Here is a 15,704-nt window from a genome sequence, read left to right as displayed (position 1 = left end):
AAAGCAATTTTGCCAAGGATCCAAAACATAAAAACCATGAGCACAAAAAATATGATCAAAATCACCAACCTTCAAAAGTATTACCGCACAGAAGAAGTTGAAACCGTAGCCTTAAACAACCTAAATATCCATGTTAAAGAAGGAGAATTTGTTGCTGTAATGGGGCCTTCAGGCTGTGGAAAATCGACGTTACTCAATATTATTGGGTTATTGGATGATCTGGATGAAGGAAGTTACCTGTTCAACGACATCGAGGTAGCCAAATTCAAAGAACGTGGTCGTTCAGATCTTCGTAAACATAATATCGGTTTTGTATTCCAAAGCTTCAATTTGATTGATGAACTCACTGTATTTGAAAACGTGGAACTTCCTTTGGTTTATACCAATGTTCCAGCAGCAGAGCGCAAAAAAAGGGTCGAAGAAGTATTGGAAAAAGTGCAGATCATGCACCGTCGCAATCACTTCCCGCAACAGCTTTCCGGTGGTCAACAGCAACGTGTTGCTGTCGCCCGTGCCGTTGTTAATAATCCCAAACTGATCTTGGCGGATGAGCCTACAGGTAACCTAGACTCCAATAATGGTAACGAAGTCATGCAGCTCCTGACAGAATTGAACGAAGCCGGCACAACTATCGTCATGGTAACACACAGTGAACACGATGCCAAGTTTTCTGACCGAGTGATCCGCATGTTGGATGGACAGGTGATCATGGAAACCACTTCGGTGTAAGACAAGGATGATATAGCGAATAAATTGACATAAAAAACCTATAGATGATGAGTACGATTAAATTAATTTTTAGACAACTATGGCGTAACCGTCTTTTCACATTTTTAAATGTATTTGGACTTGCCATCGGAATAAGTGCCTGTTGGCTTATTTTCCGCATCGTCAATTATGAATTTAGTTTTGACCAACATCACCCGGAAAGCGAGCAGATTTACAAGGTTCACACCTCTTATGAAGAAAAGGATAAATTAGATCATTTCGATGGTGTTCCTGCACCGTTACCGGCATATATCAAGGAAAACTTTGTCAATGTCGAACTGACAGTACCTATATTTAAACAATACTTCGAGCGGGTCAGTAATCAGGGTGGTGGCCAGAAAATAGAGTTTGAAGATCAGTCCGAAATCATTGGCACCACAGCAGAATATTTCAAAATGACACCTTATGTTTGGTTAGCTGGCAACCCAAGAAATATACTACAAAATAGCCATGAAGTCGTCCTGACGGAATCGCGTGCGAAATTGTATTTTCCAAATATGCCCGTAGATCAAATCGTAGGAAAGACATTGTCCTACGATAGTACACTGTACAATGTCGCTGGTGTTGTAAAAGATTTAGCTCATCCCAGCAGCTTTTTGGCTAAAGAGTTTATCCGGATTCCAGAAAAGGAATCGCAGAGTACAAATTGGAACAATTCAAATTCAAATTGGCAGCTCTTTATTAAAGTAAAATCATCTGCTTCTCTCCCAAACATGATCCAAACAGCCGACAAAAAAGTCTATGAGATGACACATGCTGAATTTGATAAGTTTGGATTTAAAATGCACATCAATACCGTCCCTTTAAAAGACTTACACTTTACATCTTACGCTCAAAATAACGTGGATAAGAAAATAATGTATGGTCTTATTGGTATTGGTGTATTCCTGCTGTTACTTGCCTGTGTCAATTACATCAATCTTGCTACCGCGCAAATTCCACAACGCGCTAAGGAAATTGGTATCAGAAAGACCTTAGGAGAAAGTCAAAAGAGAATTACAACGTTCTTTTTACTAGAAACATTTTGTATCACCGCTTTTTCGGTACTTTTATCTTGGCCTTTACTGCTCGTAGTTCAAACAATTTTATCCGCCTATATTCCGGATCAACTTAAGTTGTATCCCGATCCGTGGGGCGTTTCGCTCTTTCTAGCAATACTTACAATTACGATCACTTTCATTTCCGCGGGTTATCCGATCTTATTAACAAACAAAATCAAGATTGTTGAAGTCATTAAAATCTCACACGCGCAAAGTCTCAAATTTGGCAATCTATCTTTTCGAAAAATGCTCATTATTTTTCAATTCTTGATTGCGCAACTCTTTGTTATTTCAACTTGCATCATTGGTTTACAGCTGAAACATGCACTTCAGAACAACCCTGGTTTTGATAAGGACGCTATTGTCACCCTACGTTTTCCAAGTAAAAGCTATCAGGATAGCCATGTTGATCCATTTGTTTTCAAACAGGCGATTAAACACATCGCAGGCGTAGAGCAGGCTTCTTTGGGTCATCTGCCCATGAGTAATGATCATTGGGGTAATGCAGTGTTCTCAAAGAGTGATACGGGCCAGGTACAAGCAGACGTACAAATGAAATTTGTCGACCAGGACAACTTTAAGCTCTTTAATTTTAAAATGCTTGCAGGCCGCCCACTGCAGTTGGCTGATACGAGTACAGGCATTGTTTTAAATTTAGCCAGCGTGGAAAAATTAGGTTTCAAATCCGCTGAAAATGCTGTTGGGAGCTTTATTACGTTTACAGACAAACAGCGGCAAATTGTCGGTGTAACAGACAATTTCCACACCAAAAATCTCCATGCAGCCATTCAACCTGTCGTCATGCTGAGTTCCATAAAAAAATGGGAACTAAATAGACTGATTATCAAACTCAACAGTAATTCAGCGACCTGGACCGAAACATTAAAGCAGGTTGAAAAAGAATGGAAAAAGTATTACCCAAAAGCGCCTTTCAAATATGATTTTTATGATCAACAAATTAAAGAACTCTATAGCAGTGATCTAAAATTCTCGAAGATCATCAATCTATTTACATCGACGACAATTCTCATCAGCTGCTTGGGATTGATCGGCCTGGTTACCATCACCACGGTACAACGTACAAAAGAAATTGGTATTCGAAAAGTGTTGGGAAGTACGGTACTGGGAATTATTGGTTTATTATCAAAAGATTATATCAAACTTATACTCATTTCTATATTGATCGCTACCCCAATTGCTTGGTGGATGATGCACAAATGGCTGGATGATTTTGCGTATAAGATAGATCTAACCTGGTGGATGTTTACGATTCCAGCTGCGGCGACCCTTCTGATTGCATTTTTTACGATGAGCTACCAATCCATAAAAGCGGCACGTGCAAACCCAGTTGATAGTTTAAGAGATGAGTAAAAGCTGGAATAGAAGAAACTAATTGATTGTTATACAAACTGCAATTTAAGAAATTGAGCTATGATCAAGAACTATATAAAAATAGCCTGGCGCAATATCTCCAAAAATAAAGGATATTCGACCATCAACATAATTGGGTTAGCAATAGGATTGGCCTGTTGCCTATTAATAGCTCTTTATGTACAAAACGAATTGTCTTATGACAATTATCATGCGAATAAAGATCGAATTTACCGCATCGTCCATGACTATAAGGATGTAAGCAGTACAGAGCAGCATCAGATCTGGGGCAATGCACCCGTCGGTGATGCTATCAAGGCTGATTTCCCTGAAATAGAGAAGGTCGTTCAATTTTCAGGGCAAACGTCTATCCTACTCAAAAAAGGCGATAAAAGATTCCAAGAGGAAAATGTATTTTTCATGGATTCTACTGCTTTTGATGTCTTCAGTTGGAAGGTTTTAGCCGGCGACCCGCGTACAGCCTTAAATAATGCCTATTCTGTCGTATTGACAGAAAGCACTGCTAAGAAATATTTCGGCGATCAAAATACCATTGGCAAAACGCTTGAAGGGGGCTTAGCCGCGGGCCGTGCCGAAGCCGGTTTATATACGGTAAAAGCAGTAATAGCCGATGTACCTCCCAACTCGCACTTTACATTCGATGCACTGCTCTCGATGAGTACATTTCGAAAAGCAAGACCGGAAGTCTTTGACAAAGAAGGTTGGGATTATGTAGACTTCTACACCTACTTTCTGGCTTCAAAAGACTTTGACCCTGTTAAATTCAATCAAAAGATACCCGATTTTCTCAAGCGTCATATCCCAACAAACCAAAACGCCAACGCAAAATACAATTTCCATATTGAACCACTTCTACAGGCTTACATGCACTCGTCTGCGGATCGTCAGCCCGGCACCAATGGAAGCTATCAGAATTTATACATATTCAGCATTATTGGCGGATTCATATTACTGATCGCCTGTGTGAACTTTATGAATCTGGCTACATCAAGGTCAATGGAAAGAGCAAAAGAAGTCGGCGTCCGAAAAACGATAGGCGCGAGCAAAAGCAATCTGATCTTTCAGTTTATGTCTGAATCATTGGTTCTTGTATTCGTTAGTAGTATTTTGGCGATAATGCTTGTTATAGCCTTTCTCCCCTTTTTGGAAGCATTCTCGGGCAAACATCTTAATTATTCGTCCCTGCAAAATGGGACGACCTGGGCAATATTCCTATTCACTACCCTTCTTACAGGACTTCTTGCTGCCAGCTATCCCGCGTTGATTCTAGCAAATTTCAAACCGATTGCAGTACTTAAAGGAAGTTATAGCAACAGCAAAGGGGGTACATCGTTACGTCGGGTATTAGTGGTTTTTCAATTTTGCCTTTCTATTGTGCTCATTGCAGGTACAGTCGTCGTCTTTTCTCAACTAGATCAATTACAGCAACGAGATCTTGGATTTCAAAAAGATCAACGGCTTGTGATAGATTATAATTTCGATGATAAGGTAAACAATAATCTGGAAGCGATAAAATCTACACTAGCAAAAGATAAAGATGTTTTGTCTGTCACTGCATCACGTACGGTACCGGGAACATTTTTTCCAAATGCAGGAACAGAAATCATGTCATCAAACGGAACAATGCGTCAATTTGCTCCTTTTTTATATGAAGTCGATGTTGACTTTATTCCTAATATTGGTCTGCAAATGGCCGCAGGGCGTGCCTATTCCAGAGATTTCCCAGCGGATACGGCCCATTCACTTGTTATCAATGAATCTGCTGCAAAACAATGGGGCTATTCAAATCCACAAGATATTATTGGCAAACAATTTCGTCAATGGGGAAGAGAAGGAACGGTTATCGGTGTAGTGAAAGATTTCAATTACCTTTCTTTACATCGTAAGATTGAGCCTTTAGCTTTGCGACTTGAACCAAGCAGCAGCCGGTATTTAACGGTGAATATCCAACATGTAAACCAGCCTGAGACCGTTGCCAGAATCGGCAAGCTGTGGAATGAACTTGTACCAAACCGTCCATTTTTATATAGCTTTCTTGACGACAATTTCAATCGACAATATGAAGCGGATTTTAATTTTAGAAGACTTTTTACAGCCTTTTCCGGACTGGCACTTTTTATTGCCTGTTTAGGTTTATTGGGACTTGTTACGTATACAGCCCAACAGCGTACCAAAGAAATCGGCGTACGGAAAGTCCTCGGTGCTTCCATCTATCATTTAATCCTTCTACTCTCTTCGGACTTTATCAAGTTGTTGGCTGTAGCCCTGCTCATCGCAACTCCCCTATCTTGGATGGCAATGAAAAAGTGGCTGGACAATTTTGCTTATCATATTGATCCACAGTGGTGGATGTTTGTCTTTGCTGGTTTTGCTACAATCATTATCGCATTAGTAACGGTGAGCTATCAAACGTTGAAGGCCGCAAGAGCCAACCCTGTAGATAGCTTACGGGATGAATAAATAGTATAAATAAAGCATATTTGGTAGAACAACACTATATACATCAGCAACAGAAAAACCCATACGATCATGTTAAAGAACTATATGAAGACAGCTTGGCGAACGATCATAGCAAACCGATTTTTCAGTATCCTCAATATTAGTGGACTGGCTATAGGTATTTGTGTATCGCTATTTTTATTTGCCTTTATCCGGCAGGAATTAAGTTTTGACACCATGTATTCTAAAGCAGATAATATCTATAGGGTGTACATGAAATTATCCGCAGCATATAATGAGGAAAAAATGCTCACGCTACCGAATGCGGTAGGCCCAGCTTTAAAGGCAGACATTGCACAGGTAGATAATATGGTACGTGTTGTAAAAGATGGCTATGGTGCGACGGCTTCTCTCCGCACCGACAATGAGAATTTCTCCGAAAAGCAACTATATCTCGCAGATTCCTCTTTGTTTTCCCTATTCGATTTTCAATTTATTGAAGGAAATGCGCATACCGCTTTTTCAAATAAGAAGAGCATTGTTCTTTCTCAATCATCGAAAGAGAAGCTATTTGGTAAACAGGAAGCTGTAGGAAAAATAATCACTATCAATCAACGAGATACCGTTCAGGTAACTGGGGTATTTAAAGATTTCCCTGCCAATAGCACATTAGACTGTAACATGGTCATGAATATAATGGATTCATGGATGGGGAAAGATGTGTATTGGACCAATGCGAGTTACGAAACCTATATTCTGTTGAAAAAAGGCGCAGATCCAGGCTCCATTGCGCAAGAAGCTACTAAATTGATTGATAAGTATGTCGAAAAAGACAATCAATATTATACGCAATTTTTCCTCCAACCTTTATCAAAAGTACACCTCTACTCTTCCGATTTGACGCGTGGAGTGACAACACGTAGTGGAAATATAAACAATATCAAGACACTATCGGCTCTTGCTTTTTTAGTCATTATGATTGCATGTATCAATTACATGAATCTAGCAACAGCAAAATCGCAGAAGAATGCGAAGCAAGTAGGTGTCAATAAAGTACTTGGTGCTACGCGTAGACAGCTTATTATCCGCTTTTTTGTGGAAACGGCAACGATAAGTTTCTTTGCAATGCTCATTGGGGTAATCCTCGCCATTATACTTATCCCTGTATTCAATTTTTTCGGTAAGACCGATATCACCCTTCAACATCTACTTCATTGGGATATGCTTGGGATATTGGCACTGGCATGGTTGATCATTACACTTGTTGCTGGTAGCTATCCTGCACTATTTCTTTCGAACATCAAATCGATATCTTTAATGAACAAAGGATACAATAAACAGGGAAAAACAATATTCATTAGGCAAGTATTGGTTGTATGCCAGTTTTCTATCTCGATCGTACTCATTATCGGTATTATCATTATGCTCACACAAATGAACTTTATCCGCAACAAAGATTTGGGTTATGAGCCCGAAAATGTTGTATCCATTTCAATTCGATCTATAAAAAATAAAGAAAAGCTACATGCAATGGGGCAGCGAGTTCGCAGCCTGAACAATACCGTTTCCACTACTTTCGCACAATCTATACCCGGATTCAATGAAAGCGGAAAAACAACTTACAGATTAACAACCGACAAACAGGGACTACCAACTTCAACTTGTGTTACTTTCGGTAATACAATCCATACTTTAGGGCTAAAGTTACTTGCAGGAGCGGATTTACCAAATGTTATCGGCGGTACTGATTCAACATGTTATGTATTGATCAACGAAAAAGTAATGAAATTTTTAGGGTACAAGACACCCGAAGAGGCGATAGGAAAGCATATCATCACAGAGATGAGTGCGACTAACTCCATTATATCCGGTGTTGTCCGAGATTTTAATTATGCTAACCTAAAATCTGAGATCGGCGGATATACCTATTATACCATGAATGATCCTTCTGAATCACCCCGTAATTTATTAATACGGTATAAAACCACAGATTTGCAAACTTATATCGAGGAGTTAAAAAAAATCTATACAGCTATTGTCCCTGACGCCGCTTTTGACTTCTCTTTTTTAGATCAACATGTACAGGATCAATATGAAAATGAAATTCGCTCGTCCAATATCATGACGCTATTTTCTTTTCTGACGCTATTTATTGCCTGTTTAGGTTTACTAGGACTAGCGGCATATACAGCTGAATCAAAAAGTAAAGAGATCGGTATCCGTAAAGTTTTAGGTGCAAGTATCAGCAGTATTATTCATTTACTGTCTGCCAGCTACATCAAATTGATCTGTATAGCATTTCTTATTGCAGGACCAATTGCATATTACCTATTTAATAGTTGGCTAGATAATTTTGTATACCATATCGAGATGCCGTGGTGGGCCTACGGGGTCGCGATAATGACAGTTACCCTTGTGGCATTTATTACCATTGGGTTTCAAACGTTCAAAGCTGCATTACTAAATCCTGTAAATAGTTTGCGGGACGAATAACAACACTAGATTATCAAATTGGGGTTTAAAAAAAGAAATAACAATGATTGTAAATTCACTTAAAACGGCGTATCGTTTCTTAAAAAAACATAAGTTGATCACGTTCATCAATATTACTAGTCTCGCTATTGGAATTACGGCTACGTTGGTTATTTTCCTCATGATTCAATACGACTATAGTTTTGATAACAATGTACCAGGTAAAGAACGAGTATATCGTGTGGTTAACAATGGCGAATTTAAAAATGCTGGTGTCTACGTCCCATTGGTTCGTACGATGGAAGCAGAACTCCCAAACGTAGAAACGGTAGCCCCGATCTACCGCAGCCATATCCAAAAACTTAAAGTTTCTTTGGCAACCAATCAATTCCAGACTTTCCCTAAAGAACAGAAGATGGTATTTACCAACAGTCAATATTTCGATATTTTCCCTTCGAAATGGTTAGCTGGCAGCGCACAAGCTTTAAATTCCTCGGGCAATATTATTCTTACACAGACAACATTAGAAAAGTTTTATGGCAAAGAACTTCCATCCAATGTAATGGGTAGAACGATTATTTATGCGGATAGTATCCCGCTTCAAGTCGCTGGAGTGATTGAAAATCCGCAACATAATTCGGATTTCAATTTTGAAAGTTTCATTGCTGATGCGACGATCCCTATTGACAATAATTTAAAGAACATGTATAACTGGGAAGCCTGGAATAGCATATCCGACTCCCATCAAGTACTTATCAAAACAAAAGCCCACAGCAATCCGCATCTACTGGAGCATAATATTGCAAATCTCCTTAAAAAATATAAATACAAAGAAGGAGAAAAGATCAGCGATAAGATGGAATTGCAAGCCTTAGGAGAGGTACATTTTGATACGCGATTTAATTATGATGCGACCCACCCCGAAGCACTACGCAACCTCATTCTACTGGCCTTGTTCCTCTTGGCACTCGGTGCGGTAAATTTCATCAATCTATCCACTGCGCAATCCATCGAAAGAGCGAAAGAAGTGGGTATTCGCAAAACCCTAGGCAGTTCTAAAACGACATTGATTAAACAGTTTTTGATCGAAACTTTTCTCATAAGTTTGACGGCAACATTATTTGCTATTTTATTGCTTCCTTTGTTTTTACATGTCTTCGAAGGATTTATTCCAAAAAACCTGAGCATAGAACGCTTGGACAAGACCGTTATTGTTTTGTTCCTATTGGGGCAATTGATCTTAGTCACTTTACTTGCAGGATTCTACCCTGCCTGGGTACTGACAGGATATGCGCCGGTGCTGGCGCTCAAAAATCAACTTGGGAAAAACACCAACCTTTCCCGAAGTGCATGGATACGTAAAGCGCTGACCATCTTTCAATTTGTCATGGCCCAAGCGTTCCTTATATGTGTACTTATCGTTGTTCGCCAAATCAACTACGCCACTCATAGAGATATGGGCTTTCAGAAAGATGCCATTGTTAATATCTATATTCCGGGAGCTTTCCAAAATTCCGCTAAAGGCGTCATTCTCAAAAACGAGCTTAAGAAGTTAAAAGATGTCAAAGCAATCAGTTTTGGGAACATCGCTCCAGCGATGAACGGCTGGATGACCACTGCAATCTCCTACGATCAATCGCCCGACAAGGAATCCTTGACTTTTGATAGTCGATCGGGTGATGATAACTATTTAGACGTTTATCAGATTCGGCTTTTAGCAGGAAGGAATATACGCCTATTGGATTCAACCAGTGAAATGTTGATCAATAGAAAAGGCCTTGAACTCCTACATATCAAAAAACCACACGATGCCATTGGTAAAACCTTCGAAAATGGACATAACATCATTGTTGGTGTGATGGAAGATTTTGATCTTGCTTCAGCGCGACAAGGAGTTAAACCGGTTGTTTATATGGGTAGTAAAGAAGGTTATGTACTCCATATCGCATTGGATCAATCGCATCCTGAAAACTGGAAAAATGCGATCGATAAAATAACGTCTAGTTATAAATCGGTTTTCCCCGATGATGAATTGGATCTACGATTTGTGGACGAGGTAATCCAAAACTTCTATTCACAAGAAAAGCAGCTTTCCAAGCTTTTATCCTGGGCAGTGGGACTTTCTGTAATCATCGCTGGACTGGGTTTATTCGGACTTGCCATCTTCACGGCAAATCAACGCACAAAGGAAATTGGAATCCGTAAAGTATTGGGGGCATCTGTTTTCCAGATCACATTCCTACTGCTTCGAAATTTGCTATCACTGGTTGCGATAGCATGTATAATAGCTTTTCCAATTGCCTATTATTTTATGCATAATTGGCTTAATGATTTTGTCTACCGAACGACAATCAGTCCCTGGATTTTTGGGCTTTCCGCCGTGGGATTGATTGCATTTGCGAGTATTGTACTTTCAACCAAAAGTGTCTTTGCAGCAAAAGCAAATCCAATAAATAGTTTAAGGGACGAATAGAACAGTTGATAAATAATGAGTAGCTTATAATTAAATACCTAACAACAGCAATAAAATGATTCAGTTATTTCTAAAAACAGCGCTTAGAAATTTAAAGCGCAGTCCCTTAAATACGACAATAAATATTTTGGGATTAGCACTGGGGTTTACTGTTGCTCTGATCAGTACGTTATGGGTGCTGAAACAATTTTCTTACGATAAGCATTACTCCAATTATCAACATATTTATCAGGTCATGATGACCGGAACTTTCAACGATGAAAAATCTACTGATCGCTCTACGCCTATTCCTTTGGTCAAAACAATTGCAACGGATTTCAAAAATGAAATGCCAGAAGCTGCGCTGATTACTACGATTGAAAGTAATACGATTAAAGTAGGGGATAAAAAGTTGAATGCAAACGGATTTTATGCCATGGGAAGATTCGCTGAATTATTTTCCTTTAAATCCTTACAGGGGGCCAGCAGTACGCCAACTGCCCCATATACCATCATTGTCTCGGAATCGTTAGCACAACGGCTTTTCGAAAACGCCAATGTTATCGGAAAAATTCTTCAGCTCAATGGGAAGGAACAATATACTATTCAAGGTGTTTATAAAGATATTCCTGAAAACAACACCTTTTATGGTTTGGACTATGTATTGCCATTTGCCGATTACCTCACTAAAGATCAAGGTATTGCAGATAGCTGGTCTAGCTGCTTCTTTAGCACGTTCGTTAAGGTTGATAATCCGGCATCGATTCCCGCGTTGGAAAACAAGCTGACAAATATTATCAACAAAAAACTAACGGATATAAAACCTGAGATCCTCTTACATCCCATGTCGAAATGGCATTTATACGATTCCTTTAAAAATGGGAAGAACGTAGGTGGACAAATTCAATATGTATGGATGTTTGGGTGGATCAGTATATTCATTATGTTGCTGGCCAGTATAAACTTTATCAATTTAAGTACTGCAAGAAGTCTAAAAAGAGGAAAAGAAATCGGGGTTTTAAAATCTGTTGGCGTCAACCGCCGACAGCTTATTGCGGGTTTTCTGGTTGAATCGACAATGGCGGTATGTTGTGCTTTTTTGATGGCTGTGTTAATGGCAACCTTGCTCCTTCCTTGGATCAATACAATCACGCATACGACGCTACACATACCTTTTGCCGATTTTCGTTTTTATGGTTTCTCGCTATTGGGAATAATCGTCATAGGTATCCTTTCGGGTATGTATCCAGCTTTATTTCTATCGGGTTTCAACCCTATTCTGGCCTTGAAAGGTAAGATCACTAGTAGAAAAGGCGGATCGCAAACGCGAAAAGCGATGGTGATTGTCCAATTTGCCATTTCCATTTTTCTGATGATATCCACCTATCTAGTGATCCAGCAATTACATTATGCAAAAAAACGTCCTATAGGCTATAAGAGTTCCAATTTGGTGAATATTACCTCCTCCAATCCCACGATCGTCAACAACTTCGCTATCCTCCGAAAAAAACTAATCGAACAGCGATTAATTCAGGACGCTGCCCTTTCGTCTAACTTTGTTAACCGACTTTCGTTAACAGGAGGTGGGTTTAATTGGCAAGGAAATGACAGCAAAGATGGTGCTATTATGGGGATCTTTACCGTTGATGACAATTTTGCAAAGACTGTACAATGGGATTTTATACAGGGCCGTAATTTTTCAAAAGATTTTAAAACAGATTCAACCGCTGTTATTTTGAATGAGGCCGCTGCTCAATTTATGGGAGTGACAGACCTCAACAGTAAACAATTGTCTAAAAGAGGTATCAATTATACAATTATTGGGATTATCAAGAATACACTTTCCGAATCCCCTTTTAAATCGATTACGCCGACAGCTTATTTCCTCAAATTTTTACCGAAAAACAAGATCACGCTGCAATTGAACGATGGTCAAGATCTTAAGCAGGACTTAAAAGCCATTGCTACAGCCTTCAATCGAATCGATCCGGATTTTACCTTCGATTATGCATTTACTGATCAGGAATATGCTAAAGAATTTCAGCAGATGGAGATGATCAAAAGTTTGACAAGTCTGTTTACAGGTCTCGCCATTCTCATTTCCTGTCTCGGTCTATACGCCTTAGTGTCCTTTCTTACGGAGCAACGTGAAAAGGAAATCGGTATTAGAAAAGTATTGGGTGCTTCAGAAGTCGGCTTATGGCGATTACTATCCACGGAATACTTTTGGCTCACGGGCATCAGCTTTATGCTTGCATCTCCCCTGGCTTATCTGTTGATGGAATCGTGGCTCGAAGACTATGTCTACCGCATATCAATTACATGGACGGTGTTTGCTATCACAGGCTTAACCGCATTACTCATTACCCTATTAACCGTTAGTTACCAAGCGATTAAAGCTACTTTAGCAAATCCCGTAAAAACCCTAAGAAGCGAATAATATTAATTTGTTCGGGGACGGACACTGTACTGTCCGTTTCCGAACATTTAAAACCACCACAAAAACACATCAAAAACCTAAAAATCAATACATTACATTTATGGCAAACCAATTGAACTGGTTGACTTTGCTATTTTTCGAATAACAATGCTTTCTACTAAAGCGTGTTTATTGACAACAATATAGCTTAATTAATTATGTAAATACGCAGTATCATGTTGAAAAACTATTTTAAAACCGCTTGGCGGAATATCATTAAAAACAAAGGATTTTCTCTTCTAAACATGTTTGGCCTAAGTATCGGAATAACATGTTTTCTATTGTTGGCAGCGTATATATATCATGAATCCAGCTATGAACGTTTCCTTCCCCACGCAGACCGCCTAGCTTATATTAGCCTCACCTATAAATCACCTAATAGCACTGAAGAAGTTAATTCTTCGGCTACGCCAACAGGGCTAGCGCCTACTTTGCAGGCTGAATTTCCAGATGTAGAACAGGCAACCAGATTCTACAGTTATTCCAAAGGCGGTAAAATAGAATCTAAAGAGGCAGTAATAACTGAAAAAGGCCTACTGTATGCTGATCAGAATGTTTTTAAAACTTTAGGTTATACCTTTCTCGAAGGTGATTCACAATCAGCCCTGGCGGAACCAAATCAGATTGTCTTGACGAAAAAACTCGCAGAGAAATATTTCCCCAATCAGTCGGCGATTGGTCAAACACTATCCATTGACAAAGTCAACTGGAAAATCACAGGCATTATCGCAGACTTGCCCACGAATACACAGCTGAACTTCTCCGCACTCCTTTCCAATAAGGGATTAGAACGCTACAAAGAAATGGCTTGGTCATCCGCAAATGATGTAACCATAGCGCTATTAAAAAACAAACATCAGTTCGGTTTGATCCAACAGAAATTGGATCAAATGACTAATTCAAAATTCGCCGAAGCAACAAAACAAGGCTATCAATTTCGATTCGTCCTGGAAAAGCTGACCGATATCCATCTTCACTCCAAAGCAGCAGGGACCGGGAACATCACTTATATCTATATCTTAATGGCATTAAGTGCTGCGCTTATTATTTTGACCTGTATCAATTTTACAAATTTGGTATTAGCACATGCGCTTGAACGTAAAAAGGAAATCGGTGTCAAGAAAGTGCTGGGCGCTGCAAAGAAAACAATATTCTTTCAATTCTTCTTTGAATGTAGTATGATGGTCTTTCTAGCTGTTGGCTTTAGTCTTCTGACAACGGTACTCTTATTACCGGTATTTAGTTCGTTTATGGGCGCCGAGATAAAATTGACCATATGGACCGACCCCCGTTTTTATGCAGTTTTGGCTGTATTTGTAGTATTAATAACATTGCTTTCTGGCGGTTGGCCAGCCTATTCCATAGCTAGCTCAAAACCTATTTCAATTTTTAAACGAAAATTGACTGAAAAACAAAGTGGTATATCCCTGAGCAGAGTGCTCGTAACTTTTCAATTCAGTATCTCTATATTTTTTATTATCTGCACCTTATTCGCAGGTAGGCAGATGGATTTCATCCAGTCTAAAAACACTGGCCTTGATCGTGCAGGGATGTTGGTCATTGACGGCCGAGGATGGCAGGATAAAGAAAGGCAACTACTAAAAGAAAAGTTGATGCAGCTTAGCAGTGTCGAGGGTGTCACCGCTTCCTACGATAATCCAGTCAATATACAAGGAGGATATAGCATTAGGGAGGTAGAAGGTCAACCCAATGACTTTGATATGGATGTTACTGCGATCCCGATTGAAAAGGATTTTGTTTCTGTTTTTCACATTCAGTCTGTTGCCGGCGAACCGCTATCAGACACGGATATCTTACGTGCACAGGATACAGTCTCACCTGAATATGGTTTTGTTGTCAATACGCTAGCGGCATCCGCTATGGGGTTCACACCTCAACAAGCGATTGGAAAGAAAATCAACCTAAACGGGCGTAAAGGAAGTATTAAACAGGTCGTAGCGAGTTTTAACTTTGCTTCGCTACATAGTGAGGTTAAGCCGATCGTACTCTTTCCAGAATATGATTATTTCGGCAATATTTTTATTCGAATCAACCCAAGTACACCTGTTCAAGATGCGCTAGCTCAGGTTAAGTCTGTCGTACAAGACATTGACGTAAAAAATAGCTTTGAGTATCACTTTCTCAACGACGATTATGACAAGCTTTATCTCAAGGATCAACAAACCACGCGCGTCATGCAGTTATTTTCTATCATTACCATTGCTATTGCCTGCATGGGACTATTTGCATTATCGGCCTACGCCGTCCAACAACGTTTTAAGGAAATAGGAATACGTAAAGTATTAGGTGCCTCAACAATCAAAATTGTCAAGATATTAAGCTTTGACTTTATGATTTTAGTCTGCTCTGCCCTGCTAGTTAGTGTACCATTGGGATGGTATGCTATGCATCGCTGGATAGAAAATTTTGCCTATCACATTACGTTGGATTGGTGGGTATTTATGTTGGCTGGAATCAGCGCATTGCTGGTATCATTTATAACCATCAGTTTTCAAACTGTAAAAGCAGCAATCGTTAACCCTATTGAGAGTTTACGAAACGAATAATTATTAAAGTGACTAATTAACTAATGCATCCGATAGATAACACGCGGGAGACTTTGTAAATTCTTGTTTTGCTATTTATCGATAACCTAAACAAA

At 39.4% G+C, this 15,704-nt stretch carries 7 protein-coding genes; all 7 read left to right on the top strand.

All coding sequences use genetic code 11. The annotated features are described in order from the left end of the window. The first annotated feature begins 51 nt into the window (after window positions 1–51). The 7 genes from B3139_RS02905 (at window position 52) to B3139_RS02875 (ending at window position 15,609) form a co-directional block, all read left to right on the top strand. Window positions 52–729, top strand: a complete 678-nt coding sequence (locus tag B3139_RS02905) for an ABC transporter ATP-binding protein (RefSeq protein ID WP_293879663.1) — start codon at window positions 52–54, stop codon at window positions 727–729. A 44-nt stretch (window positions 730–773) separates the two neighbouring features. Continuing rightward, window positions 774–3,179 (top strand): ABC transporter permease, encoded by a 2,406-nt coding sequence (locus B3139_RS02900; protein WP_293879650.1) that lies wholly within the window; start codon window positions 774–776, stop codon window positions 3,177–3,179. Between the two features lie 60 nt (window positions 3,180–3,239). After that, complete coding sequence (locus B3139_RS02895; RefSeq protein ID WP_293879649.1) at window positions 3,240–5,660, top strand: ABC transporter permease; 2,421 nt, start codon at window positions 3,240–3,242, stop codon at window positions 5,658–5,660. 69 nt (window positions 5,661–5,729) lie between these two features. Continuing rightward, complete coding sequence (locus B3139_RS02890) at window positions 5,730–8,132, top strand: ABC transporter permease (RefSeq protein ID WP_293879648.1); 2,403 nt, start codon at window positions 5,730–5,732, stop codon at window positions 8,130–8,132. A gap of 43 nt (window positions 8,133–8,175) precedes the next feature. Continuing rightward, the gene (locus B3139_RS02885; RefSeq protein ID WP_293879647.1) at window positions 8,176–10,584 is read left to right on the top strand and encodes an ABC transporter permease; all 2,409 of its coding nucleotides are present in this window, start codon (window positions 8,176–8,178) and stop codon (window positions 10,582–10,584) included. Window positions 10,585–10,639: 55 nt separating this feature from the next. Beyond that, on the top strand, window positions 10,640–13,003 hold the full coding sequence (locus tag B3139_RS02880; protein WP_293879646.1) for an ABC transporter permease: 2,364 nt from the start codon (window positions 10,640–10,642) through the stop codon (window positions 13,001–13,003). A 215-nt stretch (window positions 13,004–13,218) separates the two neighbouring features. Beyond that, the gene (locus tag B3139_RS02875) at window positions 13,219–15,609 is read left to right on the top strand and encodes an ABC transporter permease (RefSeq protein WP_293879645.1); all 2,391 of its coding nucleotides are present in this window, start codon (window positions 13,219–13,221) and stop codon (window positions 15,607–15,609) included. Window positions 15,610–15,704: the final 95 nt, after the last annotated feature.

Source organism: Sphingobacterium sp. UBA1498, from assembly GCF_002325125.1.
Classification (GTDB): Bacteria; Bacteroidota; Bacteroidia; order Sphingobacteriales; family Sphingobacteriaceae; genus Sphingobacterium.
The sequence above is the reverse complement of the archived record's forward strand: the minus strand, read 5'-3'. Positions and strand labels throughout refer to the sequence as shown.